General features: G+C 70.9%; 25 protein-coding genes. 12 read left to right on the top strand and 13 right to left on the bottom strand.

Annotated elements, in window-relative coordinates:
• Positions 1 to 3 precede the first annotated feature (3 nt).
• From FKR81_RS14665 to FKR81_RS14655, 3 genes are read right to left on the bottom strand one after another with little or no spacing between them, the layout of a single operon-like run.
• On the bottom strand, positions 4 to 1,125 hold the full coding sequence (locus FKR81_RS14665; RefSeq protein WP_146352192.1) for an ArsA family ATPase: 1,122 nt from the start codon (positions 1,123 to 1,125) through the stop codon (positions 4 to 6).
• Positions 1,122 to 2,114: an ArsA-related P-loop ATPase gene (locus FKR81_RS14660; protein ID WP_186762978.1), complete on the bottom strand. Its 993-nt coding sequence runs from the start codon at positions 2,112 to 2,114 to the stop codon at positions 1,122 to 1,124. Before FKR81_RS14660 ends, FKR81_RS14665 begins: the two co-directional genes overlap by 4 nt.
• Before the next feature lie 25 nt (positions 2,115 to 2,139).
• Positions 2,140 to 2,391 (bottom strand): hypothetical protein, encoded by a 252-nt coding sequence (locus FKR81_RS14655; protein WP_146352188.1) that lies wholly within the window; start codon positions 2,389 to 2,391, stop codon positions 2,140 to 2,142.
• Between the two features lie 53 nt (positions 2,392 to 2,444).
• Here FKR81_RS14655 and FKR81_RS14650 point away from each other — a divergent pair, with 53 nt between their 5' ends.
• Genes FKR81_RS14650 through FKR81_RS14635 form a run of 4 tightly spaced genes read left to right on the top strand, consistent with a single transcriptional unit; the run spans position 2,445 to position 4,867 of the window.
• Complete coding sequence (locus FKR81_RS14650) at positions 2,445 to 2,600, top strand: DUF4177 domain-containing protein (protein WP_146352186.1); 156 nt, start codon at positions 2,445 to 2,447, stop codon at positions 2,598 to 2,600.
• Positions 2,597 to 3,049 carry a RidA family protein gene (locus FKR81_RS14645; RefSeq protein ID WP_146352184.1) on the top strand — a complete coding sequence of 151 codons (453 nt, stop codon included), beginning with the start codon at positions 2,597 to 2,599 and terminating at the stop codon, positions 3,047 to 3,049. Before FKR81_RS14650 ends, FKR81_RS14645 begins: the two co-directional genes overlap by 4 nt.
• 1 nt (position 3,050) lies before the next feature.
• Positions 3,051 to 3,653, top strand: a complete 603-nt coding sequence (locus tag FKR81_RS14640; protein ID WP_146352182.1) for a hypothetical protein — start codon at positions 3,051 to 3,053, stop codon at positions 3,651 to 3,653.
• An 11-nt stretch (positions 3,654 to 3,664) separates the two neighbouring features.
• Positions 3,665 to 4,867 carry a hypothetical protein gene (locus FKR81_RS14635; RefSeq protein WP_146352180.1) on the top strand — a complete coding sequence of 401 codons (1,203 nt, stop codon included), beginning with the start codon at positions 3,665 to 3,667 and terminating at the stop codon, positions 4,865 to 4,867.
• 151 nt (positions 4,868 to 5,018) lie between these two features.
• On the opposite strand, the gene FKR81_RS14630 is transcribed toward FKR81_RS14635, so the two are convergent.
• Positions 5,019 to 5,828 (bottom strand): MBL fold metallo-hydrolase, encoded by an 810-nt coding sequence (locus FKR81_RS14630; protein ID WP_235921547.1) that lies wholly within the window; start codon positions 5,826 to 5,828, stop codon positions 5,019 to 5,021.
• Positions 5,825 to 6,619, bottom strand: a complete 795-nt coding sequence (locus tag FKR81_RS14625; RefSeq protein ID WP_146352178.1) for an NUDIX hydrolase — start codon at positions 6,617 to 6,619, stop codon at positions 5,825 to 5,827. Before FKR81_RS14625 ends, FKR81_RS14630 begins: the two co-directional genes overlap by 4 nt.
• A gap of 39 nt (positions 6,620 to 6,658) precedes the next feature.
• Between FKR81_RS14625 and FKR81_RS14620 the strand changes: the two genes are divergently transcribed.
• From FKR81_RS14620 to FKR81_RS14610, 3 genes are read left to right on the top strand one after another with little or no spacing between them, the layout of a single operon-like run.
• The gene (locus FKR81_RS14620) at positions 6,659 to 7,015 is read left to right on the top strand and encodes a hypothetical protein (RefSeq protein ID WP_146352176.1); all 357 of its coding nucleotides are present in this window, start codon (positions 6,659 to 6,661) and stop codon (positions 7,013 to 7,015) included.
• Between the two features lie 14 nt (positions 7,016 to 7,029).
• A complete protein-coding gene (locus FKR81_RS14615) occupies positions 7,030 to 7,920 on the top strand; it encodes a Gfo/Idh/MocA family protein (protein WP_146352174.1) in 891 nt (296 codons plus the stop codon).
• Positions 7,917 to 8,954 carry a tetratricopeptide repeat protein gene (locus FKR81_RS14610; RefSeq protein WP_146352172.1) on the top strand — a complete coding sequence of 346 codons (1,038 nt, stop codon included), beginning with the start codon at positions 7,917 to 7,919 and terminating at the stop codon, positions 8,952 to 8,954. The genes FKR81_RS14615 and FKR81_RS14610 overlap by 4 nt, the downstream gene beginning before the upstream one ends.
• 196 nt (positions 8,955 to 9,150) lie before the next feature.
• Here FKR81_RS14610 and FKR81_RS14605 read toward each other — a convergent pair whose 3' ends face one another.
• From FKR81_RS14605 to FKR81_RS14585, 5 genes are all read right to left on the bottom strand, one after another.
• Complete coding sequence (locus FKR81_RS14605) at positions 9,151 to 9,528, bottom strand: hypothetical protein (protein ID WP_146352170.1); 378 nt, start codon at positions 9,526 to 9,528, stop codon at positions 9,151 to 9,153.
• 459 nt (positions 9,529 to 9,987) lie between these two features.
• A complete protein-coding gene (gene dnaN / locus FKR81_RS14600) occupies positions 9,988 to 11,073 on the bottom strand; it encodes a DNA polymerase III subunit beta (RefSeq protein WP_146352168.1) in 1,086 nt (361 codons plus the stop codon).
• A 90-nt stretch (positions 11,074 to 11,163) separates the two neighbouring features.
• Positions 11,164 to 12,411: an MFS transporter gene (locus tag FKR81_RS14595; protein WP_146352166.1), complete on the bottom strand. Its 1,248-nt coding sequence runs from the start codon at positions 12,409 to 12,411 to the stop codon at positions 11,164 to 11,166.
• 333 nt (positions 12,412 to 12,744) lie between these two features.
• Positions 12,745 to 13,419 (bottom strand): Crp/Fnr family transcriptional regulator, encoded by a 675-nt coding sequence (locus FKR81_RS14590; RefSeq protein ID WP_015097742.1) that lies wholly within the window; start codon positions 13,417 to 13,419, stop codon positions 12,745 to 12,747.
• A gap of 177 nt (positions 13,420 to 13,596) precedes the next feature.
• Positions 13,597 to 13,848 (bottom strand): hypothetical protein, encoded by a 252-nt coding sequence (locus FKR81_RS14585; protein WP_146352164.1) that lies wholly within the window; start codon positions 13,846 to 13,848, stop codon positions 13,597 to 13,599.
• Positions 13,849 to 13,983: 135 nt separating this feature from the next.
• Between FKR81_RS14585 and nth the strand changes: the two genes are divergently transcribed.
• From nth to FKR81_RS14560, 5 genes are all read left to right on the top strand, one after another.
• Positions 13,984 to 14,688 (top strand): endonuclease III, encoded by a 705-nt coding sequence (nth, locus tag FKR81_RS14580; RefSeq protein WP_146352544.1) that lies wholly within the window; start codon positions 13,984 to 13,986, stop codon positions 14,686 to 14,688.
• Positions 14,685 to 15,248: a TlpA family protein disulfide reductase gene (locus FKR81_RS14575; RefSeq protein ID WP_146352162.1), complete on the top strand. Its 564-nt coding sequence runs from the start codon at positions 14,685 to 14,687 to the stop codon at positions 15,246 to 15,248. The genes nth and FKR81_RS14575 overlap by 4 nt, the downstream gene beginning before the upstream one ends.
• A complete protein-coding gene (locus FKR81_RS14570; protein WP_146352160.1) occupies positions 15,245 to 15,907 on the top strand; it encodes an NUDIX hydrolase in 663 nt (220 codons plus the stop codon). Before FKR81_RS14575 ends, FKR81_RS14570 begins: the two co-directional genes overlap by 4 nt.
• Positions 15,904 to 17,091 (top strand): MarP family serine protease, encoded by a 1,188-nt coding sequence (locus FKR81_RS14565; protein WP_146352158.1) that lies wholly within the window; start codon positions 15,904 to 15,906, stop codon positions 17,089 to 17,091. The genes FKR81_RS14570 and FKR81_RS14565 overlap by 4 nt, the downstream gene beginning before the upstream one ends.
• 109 nt (positions 17,092 to 17,200) lie before the next feature.
• Positions 17,201 to 18,685: an FAD-dependent oxidoreductase gene (locus tag FKR81_RS14560; protein WP_146352156.1), complete on the top strand. Its 1,485-nt coding sequence runs from the start codon at positions 17,201 to 17,203 to the stop codon at positions 18,683 to 18,685.
• Here FKR81_RS14560 and FKR81_RS14555 read toward each other — a convergent pair.
• From FKR81_RS14555 to nhaA, 3 genes are read right to left on the bottom strand one after another with little or no spacing between them, the layout of a single operon-like run.
• Entirely contained in the window at positions 18,682 to 19,590 is a 909-nt protein-coding gene (locus FKR81_RS14555) for an alpha/beta fold hydrolase (protein ID WP_146352542.1), read from the bottom strand. The genes FKR81_RS14560 and FKR81_RS14555 overlap by 4 nt on opposite strands.
• Positions 19,587 to 20,027 carry a phage holin family protein gene (locus tag FKR81_RS14550; RefSeq protein ID WP_146352154.1) on the bottom strand — a complete coding sequence of 147 codons (441 nt, stop codon included), beginning with the start codon at positions 20,025 to 20,027 and terminating at the stop codon, positions 19,587 to 19,589. Before FKR81_RS14550 ends, FKR81_RS14555 begins: the two co-directional genes overlap by 4 nt.
• Complete coding sequence (gene nhaA, locus FKR81_RS14545) at positions 20,024 to 21,187, bottom strand: Na+/H+ antiporter NhaA (protein ID WP_146352152.1); 1,164 nt, start codon at positions 21,185 to 21,187, stop codon at positions 20,024 to 20,026. Before nhaA ends, FKR81_RS14550 begins: the two co-directional genes overlap by 4 nt.
• Positions 21,188 to 21,194 lie beyond the last annotated feature (7 nt).

The raw sequence follows: 21,194 nt of genomic DNA, 5'->3' as shown, positions 1-21,194 counted from the left end.
CCCTCACTCTCCGGCGAGCCGGTGACCGATCTCGCGCAGACCTTCCAGGTCGTGCACGTCGGCAGGCAACGCGGGCACGCCCACGAGTGAGACCCCCGGATGCGCGCGGGTGAACCGGGCCAGCAGTCGACGCTCCCGTTCGGCGACAGCTGCCCGGTCCGCGTGCAACCGCAGCACGGCCGCCGCCAGCGGCGCCTCGCCAGCGCGGTCGAGGTCGTCAGCCGCGGCGAGCGCCTTCGGTGCGGGCAGCGCGGCCAGCATCGGATGCGTGCGGTTCGCGACGAGCCCGCACAACGGCATGCCCTCGGTGCTGAGCCGTTCGACGAAGTAGCTCGCCTCGCGCAACGCGTCCGGCTCGGCCGCCGCGACCACCAGGAACCCCGTTCCCGGTGAGCGCAGCAGCTCGTACGTGCGCTGCGCGCGTTCGCGGAAACCGCCGAACATGCTGTCGAAGGCCTGCACGAACGTCGACGCGTCGTGCAGCAGCTGCCCGCCGACCACAGTAGACACCGCCTTGGTGAACAGGTTGAAACCCGTGCCCACCAGCTTCAACAGGCCGCGGCCGCTCGCCCGCGCGGGCGCGGACAGCATCTTGATGAACCGGCCGTCGAGCACAGTGGACAGTCGCTGCGGCGCGTCGAGGAAGTCCAGCGCCGACCGGCTCGGCGGCGTGTCCACGATGATCAGGTCCCACGACCCGTCGGCCACCAGCTGGCCGAGCTTCTCCATCGCCATGTACTCCTGCGTGCCGGAGAACGACGACGAAATGGTCTGGTAGAAGGGGTTCGACAGGATCTGGTCGGCCCGGTCGCGGCCGGCGTGCGTCAGCACCATGTCGTCGAACGTGCGACGCATGTCCAGCATCATCGCGAACAGCTCGCCCTTGGGCTCGAAGCCCTCCACGTTCACCTGGCGCGGCTGGTTGTCCAGTTCCCGCAGGCCGAGCGACTGCGCGAGCCGCCGGGCCGGGTCGATCGTCAGCACGACCGTGCGACGTCCTCGTTCCGCCGCGCGCAGGCCCAGCGCGGCCGCGGTCGTCGTCTTGCCGACGCCGCCGGAGCCGCAGCACACCAGCACGCGCGTCGCCGGGTCGTCGATCAGCGGGTCGATGTCGAGTCTGTTCACCGCACACCCGCCGCCACGAGCGTCTCGGCCAGTTCGTACAGCGCGGCCAGGTCGACGCCGTCGGTGAGCTCCGGCAGTTCGACGGTCGGCAGGTCGGACTCGGCGAGCTGCTCCTTCGCCGTCTCCTCCATGCGCACCCGGATCGCGTGCTCCACCGTCTCGTCGATCAACCCCACCAGCGTGTCCTCGTCGACGTCCAGCCCGGCGGCCGCGAGCCCGGCCCTGAGCCGCACGTCGTCGACCCGGCCCGCCGCGGCGGCCTTGACCGACCGCACGGGCAGCCGCGACGGCCGCACCCGGTTGACGATCACGGCACCCGGCCGCAGATCGGCGCCGTCGAGCTCGTGAACCGCGTCCAGCGTCTCCCGCACGGGCATCTCCTCCAGCAGCGCGACCAGGTGCACCGCGGTGTCACCGGAGTGCAGCAGCCGCACCACGCCGTCGCTCTGCCCCTTGATCGGCCCGACCTTCGCCAGGTCCGCCATGGCCTTCGTGACGTCCAGGAACTTCACGACCCGGCCGGTCGGCGGCGCGTCCAGCACGACGGCGTCGTAGCTGTGCCGCCCCGCGTCGCCGGTGCGGTTCACGCACTCCTTGACCTTGCCGGTGAGCAGCACGTCCCGCAGACCCGGCGCGAGCGTCGTCGCGAACTCGATCGCGCCCATCTTCCGCAGCGTCCGGCCAGCGAACCCCAGGTTGTAGAACATCGCCAGGTACTCCAGCAGCGCCGCCTCGGCGTCGATCGCCAGCGCGTGCACCTCACCACCGCCCGGCGCGGACGCGATGCGCTCCTCGGAGTACGGCAGCGGCGCGCGGTCGAAGAGCTGGGCGATGCCCTGCCTGCCCTCGACCTCGATCAGCAGCACCCGCCGTCCACCGGTCGCCAGCGCGAGCGCGAGCGCGGCGGCCACCGTGGTCTTCCCCGTGCCGCCCTTGCCGGAGACCACGTGCAGGCGAGCGCGAGTCAGCTCCTCGGTCCACGACGTCACGTTCGCCAGCCTATGTCGGCTTCGGTCAATCCATCATGGTGAGAAAGAAAACGGCCAAAGCGGTCGCGGCCACGAGACCCCACGCGACGACGCTCGGCAGCCACGTCGCGATGTTGACCACGACCACGCCGACGACCAGCAGGCCGATGAGCCCGGCGCGGACCACCTCCACGTGGCTGGAGTGCTGGCGGTCCCGCACCTGGGCCATGGCGACGAGCACCATGATCAACCCACCGACGCCGAAGAGGCTGGTGGCGACGATCCGCCAGGTCTCCATGTGATCAAGGTAGCCGGAACAGGGCGTTCTGGGCAGAGGTTAGGCTCCGCGCCATGACGAAGTGGGAGTACGCGACCGTTCCGTTGTTGATCCACGCCACGAAGCAGATCCTGGACCAGTGGGGCGACGACGGCTGGGAGCTGGTCACGGTGCTGGCCAACCCGACGGGCGAGCAGCACGTCGCCTATCTGAAGCGGGCGAAGTCATGAGCTGGTCAGCGCGCCTCGCCGAGCTGGGGATCGAACTGCCGGGTGTCGCTGCTCCGCTGGCCGCCTACGTGCCCGCCGTGCGCTCCGGCTCCCACGTCTACACGTCCGGCCAGCTGCCGTTCGTCGAAGGCACGCTCGTCGCGACCGGCAAGGTCGGTGCCGAGGTCAGCCCCGAAGAGGCCAAGGACCTCGCGCGCGTGTCCGTGCTGAACGCGCTCGCCGCGGTCGACTCGGTCGTGGGCATCGACTCGATCGTCCGGATCGTGAAGGTCGTCGGTTTCGTCGCCTCCGCAGAGGGGTTCACCGGGCAGCCCGCCGTCGTCAACGGCGCCTCCGAGCTGCTGGGTGAGGTCTTCGGAGATGCCGGAAAGCACGCGCGTTCTGCCGTTGGCGTGGCAGAGTTGCCGATCGGTTCGCCCGTGGAGATCGAGCTCATCGTCGAGGTGTGAGATGTCGGACACGTGTCACGAGTTGCTGTTCCGCCTGGCGGGCCGGCTGCCCGACGACCTGCTCTGGCGCTACCGCGACTGGGCGGCGTCGGACGCGTACCCCGTGCTCGCGCGGTCGCTGCCACGGACTTTGCTGCACGACCGCGTCCCTTTGACCGATCTTGAACTAGGCCTTCTGCACGACGCGCTCGTCCCCTATGGGGCCGATCCGGGTTCGATCAGTTCGGTCAAGGGACTGGACGAACTGCCGCCCACCGACTACACCTTCACAGCGGAATCACCTGATCGGGTGTCCATGGGGGATTCCGCGACCGTTGTGCTCGGTGCGACGCTGCGAGGCCGGCACGGTGTCGGTGAGGTCCGCTCGTGCTGGCGTGTCGGACAGGGCGCCGCCAGGCGCGTCATCCTGGTCGCCGCCACCACCGGCCACGCCCGGCTGACCGGTGAGCTGCAGCGGGTGCTGAGGGCGCTGGGGGAGAACGCTCCCTGCGTCGAGGTCATGTCGTCTGGAATGGACCTTCCGCCCTACCACCGGGCGGCGTTGGCGGCTTCGGAGCTGGTGTGCGCCGGCGCCGAGTCCGATGAGCACCTCGTGCTCAGTTAAGGAGAGTTGGCGTGACGAGCGACGGCGTCGGTCTGCCGGTCCGTTTACACGATCTCCTGCTGGCGATGGCGGGTCGCGTCGATGACGACGCGCTGTCGCAAGCGCGTGAGTTCCTGGCCGTGGGAGAGCTCGACCGCGCGGTCGAGCTGCTGGTCGGCACGCTGCTCGCAGGCCGCATCCCGGTGCTGCCGGACGAACGTTCGGCGCTGGTGCACCTGCTGAGCGAGGTCCGCTCGAACCCGTCCCTCGCCGACCGGCTGCCGGTCGTCGAGGTGCTGCCGCACATCCGGCACCGCTTCACGTCCGAGACGGACCCGTTCGCCGGCGTCTCCGACGCACTCTCGCAGGCCATCTCGGTGCTGCCGGACATCCGCGACGTGCGCTGCGTGTGGCGCTCGTCGCCCGCCGGTGCCACGCCCGGCCCGCTCCCGCAGCGCGTGGTGCTGGTCGACATCGGCCCCAAGGGCTTCGCGCCCGCCACGGCCTACCGCATCGACTGCGTGCTGCGCCGTGCGGGCGTCCGCGCGTCGATCGAGGTCGTCACCGTCGGCACCCAGCTCGGCGAGTACCACGCGTCCGCGATGACCTCCGCCCGCGCGCTCTCCGTCGGCGCGCCCACTCACACCGCGCCCGCTCCGGTGGCTCAGGCCCCGGTCAGGGCTCCCGTCGCTCCCGCCACGTCCTCCCCGCCGCCCCGTGGCGACGCACCGGGGGCACCCACGACCTGGTTCGACCAGTCGGACGAGCTTCCCGCTCCGGCGCCGGTGGCCGAGCCGACACCGGCGCCGGAGCCAGCAGAGAGCACCGGCTCACGACGTTCCCGTTCCTTCGACGGGGCGCAGCCCTACCCGCCGAAGCCGGTGAAGCGCATCCCGGTGGCCACGTCCCCGGACGAGCCCGCTGAGGTCGTCGACTCACCCACCCCGGAGCCGCCCACGCGGGCCGAGGTGACCACCGAGCTGAAGCCGGACGAGCTGGCCGCACTGCAGGCCGCACTGGCCGAGTCGCCGGGCGAGCCTTCGTCGGTCGACGCGAACCTGAGCGAGCGCGAGCGGGCCCTCCTGCAGCAGTTGCACGAGGAGCTGGCGCAGCGCGAGCAGTCCGGTGCCAAGGCGACCGACACCGGGCGGTGGCAGATCGACCGGTCCAGCGCTCGGCAGAGCGCCTTCGGCGGTGCCAACAACGGGCACCCGCCGTTCCCGCCCGCCGGCTGAGGCTCGCGTTCGTTCGACCCGCATGCTGCAACAGGGGTCCCCCGCCCTAGGGGACCCCTGTTTTGATTCTCCCAGCTCACACCGACAATTTCGGCGCGCTGAACGCGTTCTGGGCGCGTGAACGGCCCGTTGACGCGGCGAGTTCGCCTGATCAGGCGTGTGTGCGGAGGTACTCGAGCTGCGCCCGCACCGACCACTCGGCGGCAGGCCAGAGCACCCGGTCCACATCGGCGTACACGATCTCGACGACCTGCCGGGGCGTCGCCACCCCACCGAGCCCCGCGACCGCGGCCCGCACCTGCTCCAACCGCTGCGTCCGGTGGGCCAGGTACGCCCGCGCGGCCTCACCGGCATCGGCCAGCTCAGGCCCGTGACCGGGCAGGACCGCTGTCCCCGGCGGCAGGTCGGCCAGCACGCGCAGCGACTCGAAGTAGTCGGCGAGCCTGCCGTCGGGATGGGCGACGATCGTCGTCCCGCGCCCGAGCACGGTGTCGCCGGTCAGCACGGCCTCGTCGCCGATGACGAAGCACAGCGAGTCGGCCGTGTGCCCAGGCGTGCCCAGCACCCGGATCTCGAGCCCCGCGCGAGCGATCACGTCGCCGCCCGCGAGTCCCTCCGACCCGAGCCGGTGAGCGGGGTCGAGCGCACGCACCGGAGCACCGACCAGTTCGGCGAAACGGCGTGCGCCCGCGGAGTGGTCGGGATGGCCGTGGGTGAGCAGCACTTCGTCCACCGGGCCGCAGGCCGCGACGCGGCGGAGGTGCGCCTCGTCGTCCGGGCCGGGGTCGACCACGACGCAGGACGCCGCGTCCGGGGCGCGCAGGACCCACGTGTTGGTGCCGTCGAGCGTCATCGGCGACGGGTTGTCCGCGAGCACGACGGCGGCGTGCGGGGTCACCTGGCGCAGCTCGCCGTAGAGCGGGTGGCCGGCGCGGGCGCCGATCAGCGGACTGCCGCTCACGGCAGCACCACCCGCACCACGTCGCCGTCGCGGACCAGCTTCGGAATGATCTTCTCGACCGAACGCTCCGCGGTCATCACCTTGTCGACGGAGCCGAGCTCACCCACGTCGGCGAGGGTGAGCATGGTGGGCGGCATGAGCATGTGCTTGCCCGCGCGAGCGTCGGCGATGGCGTCCGCGGGGCGCTGCCAGGCGCTGTGCGAGGCCTCGGTGGTCTCGCCGTCGGCGATCTGGCCCTCGGGCAGCGCGGCCATGAAGAAGCGGGTGTCGTAGCGTCGCGGCTCGCCGACCGGGGTCACCCAGTTGCTCCACGGGCGCAGCAGGTCCGCGCGCAGCACCAGCTTGGCCTCGGCCAGGAACTGGGCCAGCGACACCTCGCGGTCCACCAGCGCCTGCCTGGCGTCGGCGAACGGGCGGGTGTCGGCGACGACGCTCGTCGCGTCCGGGCCCGCCAGCAGGACGCCGGACTCCTCGAACGTCTCCCGCACGGCCGCGCACACGAAAGCGGACGCGGTGGGCGGGTCGACGTCGAAGACGCGGCCCCACCAGGCAGGCTCGGGACCCGCCCAGGCGATCCCGGTGTCCGCGTCGCGACGGTCGACGCCGCCGCCGGGGAACACCGTCATACCGCCCGCGAACGCCATGCCGGTGACGCGGCGGAGGAGGAACGCCTCCACGCCCTCCACGCCGTCGCGCAGCAGCACGACGGTGACGGCATCACGCGGCAGGACGGGTTCGGCCGGCTGCTCAGCGGGTACCAGGTTTCCCGGCAAGGTCATGTCCTCGGGCATTCTCCGAGCCTACGACCGCCGACACGCGAGGATGGAGCGATGGTCACCAAGGTCTCGGGCTGCCTGGTCAAAATCCTGCTGGTGCTGGTCGGTGTCGTGCTGGGCACGGTGCTCACCGGACTGACCGGCGTCCTGCTGCTCCTGCCCGACCGGGAGCTGGTCAGCAGCACCCCGCCGTCCCCGCAGGGGCCGGGTCTCTACGTCAAGAAGGTCGAGCGGACGGTCGGCGGCACGAGCTTCGAGCTGTGGATGGGGCCGTCCGAGGACCGCGGTCACGTGGTGCCGATCCCGAACGGCTGGGACAACGCGCCCGAGCACGAGTTCACGCCCGACGGCGTGCGGCTGAAGTTCCGCAGCGGCGGCGAGATCTTCGTACCCAAGGCCAGCTACTCCTGAGGCAGGATGTCCGCGTGGACGAACAGCTGCGCGTAGGACTCGTCGGAGCAGGGCCGTGGGCACAGATGGTGCACGCGCCCGGCATCGCCAACCACCCCGGAACCAGGCTGACCGCGGTGTGGGCCCGCCGCCAGGAGGCCGCGGCCGAACTGGCGGGTGCGCACGGCGCGTCGGTCGCCGAGGACTACGCCGAGATGCTGTCCACAGTGGACGCCGTCGCGTTCTGCGTGCCACCGGGCGTGCAGGGTGAAATGGCCATCCAGGCCGCGCAGGCGGGCAAGCACGTCGTGCTGGAGAAGCCGATCGCGGCCACCGTGGACGTCGCCGAACGCCTCGCCGCAGCGGTCGAGGAGTCGGGCGTCGCATCGCTCGTCGTGCTGACCCGCCGCTACGCGCCGGAGACCAAGGAGCTGCTCAAGCAGCTGCACCGCACCGGCGGCTGGACGGGCGCGGACGCCCGCTGGCTCGCGGGCGCCCTGCTGGACGGCCCGTTCTCGAACTCGCCGTGGCGACACGACCGCGGTGCGCTGGACGACATCGGCCCGCACGCGTTCGACTTGCTCGACGCGGCGCTCGGCCAGATCACCGACGTCATCGCCGCGCACCGCAACGCCACCGGCCTGTGGCAGGTGATCCTGCAGCACTCCGGCGGTGCGACGAGCACCGTGTCGCTGTCGCTGAACCTGCCGATGCAGCCGCCGTTCGCGGACTTCACCGTGTTCGGCGAGCACGGCCACCGCACGCTGTCCAGCCGCGACACGACCGCGTTGGAGTGCTACACGAACCTGCTCGACGACTTCGTCGCGATGGTGCACAGCGGCACGACCACGCACGAGTGCGACGTCCACCGCGGCCTCCACCTGCAGCGCGTGCTCGACCTGGCGCGTCGCAAGGCAGGCGCGTGATCCCGTTCGACGTCGACCCGGAGAGCCTGCACGACTCCCCGGTGTCGCCGCACGAGGCGTGGACGCGCATCGGCGTCGCGGCACGCATGCTGCGCGAACTGGACATGTCCGAATACGCCCTGCTCAAAGCGATGGAGATCGACCCGACCGTCGCGACGCGCATCCGGCTCGCGCACACCCTCCAGTGGCAGGGCCGGTTCGACGAGGCCCACCAGGAGTTCGCACGCTGCCTCGACAGCGGCGAGCTGACCGGCTACGTGCACCAGCACTGGGGCAAGTGCTTCTACGACCAGGGCAACTGGGTCCGCGCCGTCGAACACTTCACGCTCGCGGCCGAACTCCGCGAGGGCGGCGATCCGTCGCTCGTCTCGTCGACCGCGCTCGCACTCGACGCCGCCGATGCCTGCCTCACCGCGTCGCTGGTGGCGGTCGAGCTGAACCGGCTCGTGCCCGCCGTGCACCGCAGCTCAGCCCGCCCGCGAATCCGCCCACCGCACCTGTGGGTGCTCGCGGACGTGGCGAGCCTGCTGCCCGCACCACTGGACGTCGTGTGCGCCGTGCACCGCTACCACGCCGAGCAGCGCGACCTCGGCCTGCTCGAACTGGCCCGCGAGGGGTGGATCACCGTCACCGACGTCGTCGCGCCGACCGAACACGCCGTGCCGTTCCTCGCGGAGATCAACGCCCACCACGCGGCCGCCGCCGACGCGATGTGGCCGGACGCCCCGTCGCTGGACATCGCGGTCGACCACCCGTTCTCCGCGGCGGTGACCGGCGAGACGCCGGGTGCACGGTTGTTCGACCAGCTCAGGGCGCTGCGGTACCACCGGGCCGACGCGCACGCGGCGGCCTGGCAGGCCGAGGGGCTGAGCATCGAGGGTGTGCGGGCGTTGCGCGATGACGACCCGGTGCGGATGCGGATCGAGGCTTCCACCGACCGGGTGGCTGCGCGGCCGTACCGCGCGCTCAGCCGGGAGGCGCGGGCCGCGCTGCTCGAGACGTTGCGCGGGCTGGCCGGCGACTCGGTGGTGTGAACGGGAGCACTGCGCTTCCCAAGCTCCGCCGTGTTGTGCGGCGCGCCGCCGGTACCTCGCTTCGCATGGCCAGTGCCGGGCCGGGCTTTCGCGCCGACGGGCGGTGTGGGTGTCCGCACCGCCCGGCTCGCGCGCCGCACCTCCCGCAGCAGCGTGCCGTGCCTACCGCGGCCGTGGACCGTGCCCTTCGCACTGATTACCGCCGTGCCGCGCTGCACGCGGCCGTGCGCCGTACTTCCCGCAGCAGCGTGCCGTGTCTCCTGCGGCCGTGGGCCGTGCCCTTCGCACTGGCTACCGCCGTGCCGTGCTGCGCGGTCGTGCGCCGCACTTCCCGCGCCTTGGCACTGCCGCGCACGTTCCGCGGCCAGGCGCTGCCGTGGCGTCGGCCGGGTCCGTGGGCCGGGCGGCGTGCCCACCGCAGGTCCGCCGCCTGCTCTGCCGTCGCGGCGATCAGCACCCGGAGTGCCGGGCTGCCGGGGCTGATGCAACCTCGCCCGGTCCGCCGCCCGAACCCGTCCGCCGCCGCGCCCCGCCTCCTCTTCGCGGGAGCGCCGAACACCCGCAATCGGGACAAAGTCAGACCATCTGAGCGACGCCCCGAACCAACGGGACGACACCCAGACCGAGCTGACGTCGCCTGGCCCGAGCCGACGACGCCCAGGCCGAGCCGGACGTGTCCCGCACCCAACCTGACGTCGCCTGGACCAAGCCAGGCGAGACCCAGATCGAGCCAGCGAGACCGAGACCAAGCCGGCCGAGCCCGACGTGGCCCGCACCAACGCGACTTCGCCTGGACCAACCCGACTTCGCCTGGACCAACCCGACTTCGCCTGGACCAACCCGACTTCGCCTGGACCAAGCCGACTTCGCCTGGACCAAGCCGACAAGGCCCAGATCGAGCCAGCGAGGCCGAGACCAAGCTGCCGAGACCAGGCCGGCGAGGCCGACGAGCGAGCGGCCGGCCGCGCCGTTTTCTACACAAGAGCGCAGAACAGCGCGGAGCGGGACAACCCAACCGCCGTGAACGGCCCGTTCACGCCACTGAGCGCATCGGCACCACGAGGTAGGTGAGCTCCACGCCGTCGTCATCGGGTGGGGAGGTGAGCACGGTGGAGCGGAGGCCGTCCTGGATGCGGAGTTCCACGCGGCGGCCGGTGAAGGCGTGCAGGGCGTCGGACAGGTAGCGGGCCTGGAAGGTCTTGGTGATGTGGTTGCCGTCGACGGTGGCTTTCACCGACTCCTCGGACTCGCCGGACTGGGGGTCCGAGCCGCGTACGCGCAGTTCCGAGTCGTCGACCTGGAGGGTCACCGAGCCGTGCGGGCCCGCGTAGGGGGTCGCGCGGCGGACGGCGCGGGCCAGCGCGTCTGCGTCCACGAGCACGGTGCTGTCGATGACTGCCTCCAGGAGTCTGCGTGCCCGGTCGTCCGGGAACGGTGCGGCCAAGAGTGCTGTGGTGATCGAGTCGTCTGCCCAGGCCAGACCGATGCGGTCTGCTGAGGCGTGCAGTGCTACCCGGCCTGAGGTCTGGCGGACCAGGTCGGCCAGAGCCGCGGCGGGAACCAAGAGGTCGAGGGGCGAAGCCGGTTCCCACGGCAGGGTCGCGTAGGCCATGCGGTACCGGTCCGTGGCGATCAGGTGCAGCACCGGGCCGACGGACTGGACGCGCAGGCCGGTGAAGATCGGGAACGCGTCGTCCCGCGAGGCCGCGGACGCCACCGGCACCACAGCGGCCGACAGCGCAGCGGCTGAGACGTGCCCGCACAACGGGGGTAACAAGGGCGTGCCCGGATGGGAAGCGACGTCCAGCAGCGGCAGCGCGAAGCGGGCTGACGGCGTGCGCACCGCCAGCCGGGAGCCCTCGACCACGAGCCGCACCGAAGGGTCTTCCAGCGACTGCAGGGTCGATGCCAGCGGCTTCGCGGGCACCAGGACCACCCCATCCGCGTGCACCGAAGCGGAACGCCGCAGCACAGCGCCGGCCCCGGACACGGCGACCCCGTTCTCGGCGGCCGACAGGAGCAGGCCTGCGAGAACGGGGTCGTGGACGCGTGTCGGCAGCAGCCGGGCGACCTCGGCTGCGGCGCCGGCCAGCGAGGCCGTGGGGGCGGTCAGATCCATGGGGGTCAAGCTAGCCACGGGGTCTGACAATTTCGGGCGCCATGTCCCGGGAAGGTAACGACACGCTTAACGGAGGGGAAGCGCTCCGTCTCAGCCGGTGACGAGCTCCAGCTCCTCGCGGCGCGGCAGATCCGCGGGCACACCTCGGCGAACGGTGGCCCGGAAGATCCACACGAGAACGGCGATCAGCATTCCGGCGACACCGGCCGCCAGGAACGCCGGGCGGGTGCCGAAGTGCTCGACCAGCTGGCCGCTCACGGCCTGGCCGAGAGCAAGACCGATGGTCACCGAGGTGATCACCCAGCCGAACGCCTCCGCAGCCGTGCCGGACGGCGTGACCTGCTCGATCGCCGCCGAGTGCGCGGTCGACTGCGGCGTGATCAGCACGCCGACGACCAGCAGCGCCATGGAGAGGCCGATCAGGGTGACCGGCACCGCGAGCAGCAGCGCCAGCAGGCCGAACCCGCCCAGCAGCACCGGCAGGCGCAGGTGCATCGGGCGCGGCCACGGGCGCATGCCGTACAGCACGCCGAAGATCACCGAGCTGATCGACCACAGCGACAGCAGCAGGCCGCCCATCGAACGCTCACCGAGAGCCGTGGCGAACGCGGGCACCGCGACTTCGACGAAACCGATGGTCACACCGAAGCCGAGTGCGGCCAGCGCCACCGTGCGCATGCCGGGCGACGCGAACGCGCCGAGCAGCGACGCCGGACGAGCGGGCGCGGGACCCCACGCGCGGACCACCGGGTTCAGCGCGAACCACACCGCGCCGACGACCATCATCGCCGCACCGACGACCACACCGGTCCCGGCCCACGGCAGCGCGATCAGCACGCCGGCCAGACCCGGCCCGAGCACGAAGAACACCTCCATGCTGATCGCCTCGTAGGCGTACCCGGCCATGCGGGTCGGGCCGACGGGCACCATCCGCTCCCACAGGGCACGCGAAGCGGCACCGACCATCGGCTCGGTGAAGCCGACGCCGAACGCCAGCGCGATCAGCACCAGCACTGGCGCGCCGGACTCCACGGCCAGGACGGACACCGCGACGAACAGCGAGAACAGTCCGACGGTGCCGAGCAGCGGACGGGTCGGGCCGAAGCGGTCGATCAACCTGCCCTGCACGATCGCGCCCGACGCGACACCGACCAGCGCGGCGGCGGACACCAGACCAGCGGACGCGAACGAGCCGGTGACGCGTTCGACGTAGAGCAGCATCGACAGCCCGACCATGGCGATCGGCAGGCGGGCGAGCAGCGACGCGACGACGGGGCCGCGCATTCCGGGAGTGGTCAGTGCGGCGCGGTAGTCGGAGATGCGGGCGGAGTGGGACATGTGTACCAGTCTGTCAGAGTTGGTACGGGAGTACCACTAAATTGTCGGTGTGATCGGTCACCACATTGCGATTTGGTCACGGTAATGGGATGACCGGGTGAAACATGCAACGAAAGCCCAGGACACGGGGTCCTTGAGGGTGAAAGGACTTGAGCGGAGGTGGTGGAGTCATGCGAAAGTTGACTCATCCACCGAACCAACCTCTGGCATGAGGGTCGGGGCCTAACGCGCCAGAGGGATGGAGGCACGGTCCGTCGGGGGATGGGCCGTGCACAACAAAGGCCGGTGCGCCGCGTCGGGGGCGGCGCCCGGCCTTTGCTGTACGAACCAGTCCTACCGGGCCCGGCGAGCCAGTCGCTCGGGGTCCAGGATCAGCACGCTCTTGCCTTCGAGACGCAGCCAACCGCGGTGTGCGAAGTCGGCCAGCGCCTTGTTGACGGTCTCACGCGACGCGCCGACGAACTGCGCGATCTCCTCCTGCGTCAGGTCGTGCGTGACGCGGAGCAGACCGGCCTCCTGCGAGCCGAAGCGCTGCGCGAGCTGCAGCAACGCCTTGGCGACGCGACCGGGCACGTCCGTGAAGATCAGGTCGGCCAGCATGGAGTTCGTCCGGCGCAGCCTCCTGGCCAGAGCGCGCAGCAGCTGCTCCGCGATCTCCGGCCGGTTGGTGATCCACTGCCGCAACGCGGGCCGGTCCATCGACACCGCGCGCACCTCGGTCACCGTGGTCGCGGTGGACGTGCGAGGACCGGGATCGAAGATCGACAGCTCACCGAACATGTCGGAGGGTCCGAAGATCCCCAACAGGTTCTCGCGGCCGTCCGGAGACTTCCGGCCGATCTTCACCTTGCCGGACTGAATGATGTACAGGCGGTCGCCCGGCTCACCCTCCGCGAAGATCACGTGACCGCGCGGGAACTCAACGGACTCCAGCGTCTGTGCCAGGGCCTCCGCTGCAGCCGGTTCAACCCCCTGGAAGATGCCCGCGCGGGCCAGGGTCTCGTCCACCTCATCCCTCCTAATCGACGCGACGGCACGCCTACCACCGTCTTTGGTGGAGTCAGCGCCGTGCCGCCGATCACTGCCGTGCAGTCTAAGGGCTGTGTAGTGGATCGCTGACCGGCTCGCCGTCTTACTAGGAATACGACGCTTTTTCGATCCAGTAGCCCAACCGGGCAGTCTAGGTCACGAGCGAACGCGCTGCTTCTTCAGGTTGCGGGCGCGGCCACCCAGCCTGCGCAGGCGGAACAGCTCGAGAGCGCGACCGATGCCGTGTCCGTAGAGCGCCCTGACCTCGTCGGGACGGGCGGACTCCAGGAACTCCTCGACCTCGTCCTCCTGCACGGCGACGTGCCGGAGTCTCGCTTCCACGCGCTCCATGAAGAGCGCGAAGAACATGATCACGATCGGTACGGCGATGACGAACCAGGCAGTCATGATGCTCCGCATCCTCGCGCATGAGGGATTCGATGACGCGTCAGGGGGTGTTGTCGGCGTGTTGACTAGGCTTGTTACGTGCCCCGAGCCAAGAAGCCCGAAACCAAGATCGGTCTGGTCCGCAGGGCCCGTCGGATGGTGCGCACGTTGGCGGAGGGCTACCCCGACGCGCACTGCGAGCTGGACTTCACGAACCCGCTCGAACTGATCGTCGCGGTCGTGCTGTCAGCGCAGTGCACCGACAAAAAGGTCAACGAGGTCACCCCCGCGCTCTTCGCCAAGTACCCGACGGCCGCCGACTACGCCGGCGCCGACCGGATTGAGTTGGAAGAGATGATTCGCCCGACCGGTTTCTACCGGAACAAGACGACGTCTCTGATGGGTCTCGGTGCGGCGCTGGTCGAGCGCCACAACGGGGAAGTTCCTGGAAAGCTCGAGGAGCTGGTGAAGCTCCCCGGTGTAGGACGCAAGACGGCCAACGTGGTTCTGGGCAACGCGTTCGGTGTGCCCGGCATCACAGTCGACACCCACTTCGGCAGGCTCGTCCGGCGCTGGAACTGGACCGCGGAGGAAGACCCGGTCAAGGTCGAGCACGAGATCGGCGCGATCATCGAGAAGCGCGACTGGACCATGGCGTCGCACTGGATCATCTTCCACGGCCGCCGCGTCTGCCACGCCAAAACCCCAGCGTGCGGGGCCTGCCTGCTCGCTCCGGACTGCCCGTCGTTCGGCACCGGCCCCGAGGATCCGGTCAAGGCCGCGAAGCTCGTCAAGGGCGAGGAGAAGGACCACCTGCTCGTGTTGGCCGAGCGGGTTCGGGCCGGTGAGAAGGTCGGGTGAACACCCGTACGCGCTGGCTCGTAGTAGTACTCGTGCTCGCAGTGGCGGGCGTGGTCGCTCTGTGGCCGCGCGAACAGGAGGGGCAACCCCCCGCGTCACCGGCACGTCCTACGCAGGACCTCGCCGCGCTGCGCCACCAGGCGTCGCTGCGGCCCTGCTTGCCCGGTGCGGAAGGTGGTGTCCAGGTGACGTGCCTCGGCGACGGCACCCGGACGGGCCTCGCGCTGAACGGGCCGATCCTGATCAACTTCTGGGCGACGTGGTGCGTCCCGTGCCAGGGAGAGCTGCGCGTGCTCGACTCCTACGCCCAGCAGCCCGGCGCGGTGCCGGTGGTGCCGGTGCTCGTGGAGAGCAGGGAGGGCGACGGGCTCGAACTGCTCGCGAAGCTCGGCGTCAAGCTGCCGTCCGTCTTCGACGAGCGGGACGACCTGCGCAGGCAGCTGAAAGCGCCGAAGTCGTTGCCGTCGAGCTACGTGATCAGCCCGGACGGCACGGCGCGGCAGGTGACGAACCCGCTGGTGTTCACGTCACCGGAGCAGGTGGGGGAGGCGGTCCGATGAGCTTGCCCGAGTGGATGGAACGGCTCGTCAAGGCGACCGAGGACATCGACCCGGCCGCGTTCACCCGCATGTCCCCGCCGCAGCCCGGCGTCGGCAGGCGCGCCGCCGTGCTGATGCTGTTCGGCGAGGGCGTCGACGGCCCGGACGTGTTGTTGCTGCGCAGGGCGGACACGCTCGGCTCGCACCCCGGCCAGGTCGCGTTCCCCGGCGGCGCATCGGATCCCTCGGACGACGGCCCGGTGGCCACCGCATTACGCGAGGCTTACGAGGAGACCGGTGTACTTGAGGCAGGAGTGAGACCAGTTGCCCTTCTGCCGGAGCTCTACGTGCCGGTGTCGGGGTTCGTGGTCACGCCAGTGCTCGCCCATTGGGAACAGCCGAACCCCGTCACGCCAGTGGACCCAGCCGAAACGGCGGCGGTCGCTCGTGTGCCTATCGCGCACCTTGCCGACCCGGCCAACCGATTCCGGGTCCGACACACTGCGGGATACGTCGGAGCTGCCTTCGCCGCACCGGGCATGCTGGTGTGGGGCTTCACCGCGGGCCTGCTCAACGGCTTGCTCGCACTCGGCGGCTGGGAACAGCCGTGGGATGCGACAGATGTGCGCGACCTTGAACTAGCGTTGCGCGCTACACAGCGAGGCGGAGGTATCGGTTGAACTGGGTTGACCTGCTCGTACTGGGCCTCGCCGTCGTCGCGGCGGTGTCGGGCGCCAGGCAGGGCATGGTCGTCGCGCTGCCCGCGTTCGTGGGCGTGCTCGTCGGCCTGATCCTCGGCACCCAGATCGCCCCGCTGCTCGTTTCGCAGTTCGAGAACGTCGTCACCAAGGTCGTCTTCGCGGTCGGCATCGTGGTGCTGCTGGTGGCGCTCGGCGAGACCATCGGCGTCTACATCGGCAGAACCGTCAAGGCGAAGGTCAACGCGTCCCCTCTGCGCGGCGCGGACAACGCGCTCGGCGCCGTCGTTCAGGGCGGCGTCGTCTTCATCGTGGCGTGGATGATCGCCCTGCCGCTGACCTCGGTCGCCGGCCTGCCGGACCTGGCCAAGGCGCTGAACCAGTCGGTGATCCTCGAGACCGTCGACGACACCATGCCGGTGGCCGCCCGCAAGCTGTCGCAGGACCTGCAGAAGCTCTTCGACGTCTCCGGCTTCCCCGCCGCGATGGACCCGTTCAACCGCACCCCGCTCAAGGACGTCGGCCCGCCCAACCCGCAGCTCGCCGGTTCGCCGGTGGTGAAGAAGCTGCAGACCAGCGTGCTGAAGGTCCGCGGCCGCGCGCCGTCGTGCTCCAGGGCGCTGGAGGGCACCGGTTTCGTGATCTCCCCCGAGCGCGTGATGACCAACGCGCACGTCGTCGCGGGCACCAACGAGGTGACCGTCGAGGTCGGCCGCGGCCAGTTCGACGCCACGGTCGTCCACTACGACGCGCAGCTCGACGTGGCCATCCTGGCCGTGCCGGACCTGGACGCGCAGCCGCTGCAGTTCCGCACCGACGAGATCCAGCAGGGCGAGGACGGCATCGTGCTCGGCTACCCGCTGGACGGGCCGTACACCCCGTCCGAGGCGCGCATCCGGGAGCGGATCCCGCTGCTGCGCGGCCCGGACATCTACGACGCGCAGACCGTCACCCGTGACGTCTACACGGTGCGCGCCAAGGTGCGCAGCGGTAACTCGGGTGGTCCGCTGGTCGACCCGCAGGGCCGGGTCATGGGTGTCGTGTTCGGTGCCGCGGTCGACGACCAGGAGACCGGGTTCGTGCTGACCGCGCAGCAGGTCCAGTCGGTGGTGCAGAAGGCGCCGACGATGGTCCGCCGCGCGTCGACCCAGGGGTGCGCCTCCTAGCTGAGACGGGCGGCGCTGCCGCTCCGGTCCCAGATCAACACCGAAAACGACGTGCCTCGCGCGGTCGATACGCTGTATCGTAAAAATACAGTGTATCGAAGGGGCTGACGTGCGGGAAACGGATGTTCTGGTGGTGGGCGGCGGCCTGGTGGGGCTGTCGGCGGCGTTGTTCCTGGCTTGGCGCGGGGTGCCGACCGTGCTGGTCGAGCGGTATCCGGGCAGCTCGGCGCATCCGCGCGCGATCGGGTACACGGCGCGCACGGTCGAGCTGTTGCGGGCGGTCGGGTTGGAGCCGGACATCCCGCCACCGCTGAAAGGCGTGTCGGTGCGGCGGGTGCGTGCGGAGAGCCTGGCCGGGCAGTGGTTCGAGGAGCTGCACTGGTCACCGGAGGCGCCCGCGCCGACCGTCGAGTGCTCGCCGTGCGCCGGCGCCGGGCTCGCGCAGGACCGGATGGAACCGATCCTGCGCGACAAGGCCCGCGAGCTGGGCGCGGACATCCGGCTCAGCACCGAGCTGCGGTCGTTCGAGCAGGACGACGACGGCGTCACGGCGGTGGTGCGCGGCAGCGACGGCGCCGAGTACCAGGTCAGGGCGAAGTACCTGGTCGCGGCGGACGGCCATCGCAGCCCGGTGCGGGAGGAGCTCGGCATCGGCCGCGGCGGCCGCGGGCACCTGCACACCGCGCGCAGCGTGCTGTTCCGCGCGCCGCTGCAGCAGCACCTGGAGGAGGGCGTCGGGCAGTTCGTCACCGACGTCGGTTTCCTCACCACCTACGGCGACGGCCGCTGGGTGCTGATGGTCGACGACAGCACCCCGCAGGACGAGGAGACGTTGCGGCACGTCGTGAACCGGGCCATCGGGCGGGAGGACCTCGACGTCGAGATCATCACGACCGGGCGCTGGGAGGTGACCGCGGCCATCGCGGACTCCTACCGGCGCGACCGGATCTTCCTCGCGGGCGACGCCGCGCACACGTTGCCGCCGAGCCGCGGCGGCTACGGCGCGAACACCGGCATCGAGGACGCGCACAACCTCGCGTGGAAGCTCGCCGCCGTGCTGTCCGGCGAGTCAGGGCCTGCGTTGCTGGACACCTACGAGCCCGAGCGCAAGCCGGTCGCGTGGCTCTGCCACCAGCAGATCTTCGCCCGCAGCGACGGCCACGACCCGGACGGCCCCGTCGAGGACGCGCCGATCATCGACGACCAGGCGATGGGCTTCGGGATCCTCTACCGCTCCGCGTCCGTCATCGGCGCGGGCGACGACCTGCCACCCGCGCGCAGGCCGGACGAGTGGGCGGGGCAGCCGGGCACGCGCGCGCCGCACCTGTGGCTGGCCGACGGACGGTCCACTTTGGACCTGTTCCAGCGCGGCTGGGTGCTGCTCGCCGAGACCGCGGAGTGGACCGGTGCCGCGGCCGAGGCCGGGATCCGGTGCGAGCGGGTCGGTGACCGGTTCGCGGAGACGTTCGGCGTGACGGCGCGGGGCGCGTCGCTGATCAGGCCGGACGGGTACGTCGCATGGCGTTCGAACGACCTGCCCGCGGACCCGGTCGCCGAGCTGACGGGGGTGCTGCGGCAGGTTGCGTGCGCCTAGGCCTTCGCCAGGAACTCGGCGAGGATGCGGCTCGTGGTGTGCGGTGCTTCCTGGTTCGGGAAGTGCCCCACCTCGGGCAGGCAGCGGAACTCCGAGTCCGCCCACTCCTGCGAGGCGCGCGCGGTCTGCTCGAGCATCACCGGGTCGAGCGCGCCGTGCACCTGGAGCACCGGCATCTCGAGCCTGCGGGTCAGCGCCTCGACGAAGCGCCGTCCGTCGCTGCGCAGCTGCGACCGCAGCGCCCACCGGTAGTACTCCATCGCGCAGTGCGCGACGCCCGGCACCATCATCGCCTGCCGGTTGCGGCGGATGACCTCGTCGAACTCGGGCGCCGACCGCCACTTGGGGCCGGACCAGGCGTGCAGCAGCCGGGCGACGGTCGCGGCGTTCTCGCCGGTCAGCCAGCGTTCGGGGTAGAGCGGCAGCTGGAAGCGGAACACGTAGCCGGAGACGCGGGGCTTGCGCCACACGGACCGGCGCAGCGCGAGCGGGTGCGGTGCGGACATCGCCGTCACGGACGAGACGACGCGCGGGTGCATCGCGCCGACGGTCCACGCGAGCAGCCCGCCCCACGCGTGCCCGACGAGGTGGGCGCGGGTGGCGCCGAGCGCGCGGACCAGACCCGCGACGTCACCGGCCAGGGTGAACCCGTCGTAGCCGCGCGGTGGTTTGTCCGAGTCGCCGTAGCCGCGCAGGTCGACCGCGACCGCGCGGTAGCCGGCGTCCGCGAGCGAGGTCAGCTGGTGGCGCCACGACCACCAGAACTCGGGGAACCCGTGCAGCAGCAGCACGAGCGGCCCGTCGCCCAGTTCGGCGACGTGCAGGCGGATGCCGTTCGCCGACACGTCGCGGTGCGTCCAGGGTCCGGGCACCCGGACCACGGACGGGTCGGGCACGCGGCTCAGTTGTCGTCGCCCCGGTGTCGCAGCGCGGCCATCGTGTCCTTGGCCGACTCGATCGTCCGCTGGGGTGCGCGGATCTTGCGGAACCTGCGGTAGCCGAGGAAGCCGAGCAGACCGGCGCTGACCAGCATGAGGAACGTGACGATCGCGAAGCCCGTCCACAGTGGCCACCCGAAGGAGTACGGGATGAACGCGAGCGACATGAAGAGGAAGAACAGGCTGAAGCAGACGATGGCCAGCGCGGCGATGAAGTAGACGCTGCCCTGCAGGCCCTTCTTCACCTCGGCCTTGATCTCGCCCTTCGCGAGCTCGACCTCTGCTCTGACCAGAGTCGACACGTGGGCCGTCGCATCGCGGACCAGGCCGCCGATGGACTGCTCTGCCGTCGGGTCGTCTGCGGTCAGCGGAATCGACGGAACGTGCTGCTCCCTGATGGTCACCCGGACATCGTGCCATGCGCCCGGCTGCGGCGAATGAGCAACACCGCGGCGAGCAGCGAGGCGGTCATCGACGCGATGAGCACGGCGGCCTTCGCGGCATCCGAGTCCTGAAGCGACAGGTCGGCGATCAGCAGACTGACCGTGAATCCCACGCCGCCGAGCATCGCGACGGCGACGATGTCGCGCGGTCCGGCGCCGGACGGCCACACCGCGAGCCGGAACCACACGGCCAGCGCGGACGCCCCGACGATGCCGACCAGCTTGCCGACGATCAGTCCGGCGATCACTCCGATGGCGATCTTGTCGTGGAACACCTCCACGAGCGCGTCGCCGTTCACCGGCACACCCGCCGCGAACAGCGCGAACACCGGCACGGCCAGGCCGGCGGACCACGGCTGGAGCAGGTGCTCCATGCGCAGCGCGGGCGCCTCGGGCTCGTGCGGGTCGCGCCGCACCCTGGTCAGCAGCGCCAGCGCGACACCGGCGATGGTCGCGTGGATGCCGCTCTCGTGCACGAACCACCACGTCGCCAGCGCGATCGGGACGTAGAGGAACGGCGAGCGGACCCGTTTGTGCTGCAAGAACCAGTACGCGGCCAGCAACACCGCGGCCGCACCCGCGGCGAGCAGGTTGAACGTCGAGGTGAACAGCACCGCGATCACGACGATCGCGCCGAGGTCGTCGACGACCGCGAGCGACAGCAGGAACACCCGCAGACTCGACGGCAGCCCGGACGCGGTCAGCGCGAGCACGCCCAGCGCGAACGCGATGTCCGTCGCGACCGGGATCGCCCACGCGCGTTCGATACCGGGCTGGCCCCAGCCGATGCCCAGCGCGATCAGCGCGGGCACGACCATGCCGCCGATCGCCGCGATCACCGGCAACGCCGCCGCGCGGACGTCCGACAGCTCGCCGACGACCAGCTCGCGCTTGAGCTCCAGCCCCGCGACGAAGAAGAAGATGGCGAGCAGGCCGTCCTTGGCCCACACCCCTGTCGTCAGCGGACCGAGGTGCAGATCGCGGAGTCCGAAGTAGGCGCCGGACAGCGGGGAGTTGGCCCAGATCAGCGCGACGGCCGTGGCGGCGAGCAGGATCGTGCCGCCGACGGTCTCGGTGCGCAGGTAGCGGGCGAACTCTGCGACGGACGGCTTGCGCGACAAGGGCGAT

The sequence above is a fragment of the Lentzea tibetensis genome (genome assembly GCF_007845675.1).
GTDB classification, from domain to species: Bacteria; Actinomycetota; Actinomycetes; order Mycobacteriales; family Pseudonocardiaceae; genus Lentzea; species Lentzea tibetensis.
The sequence above is the reverse complement of the archived record's forward strand: the minus strand, read 5'-3'. Positions and strand labels throughout refer to the sequence as shown.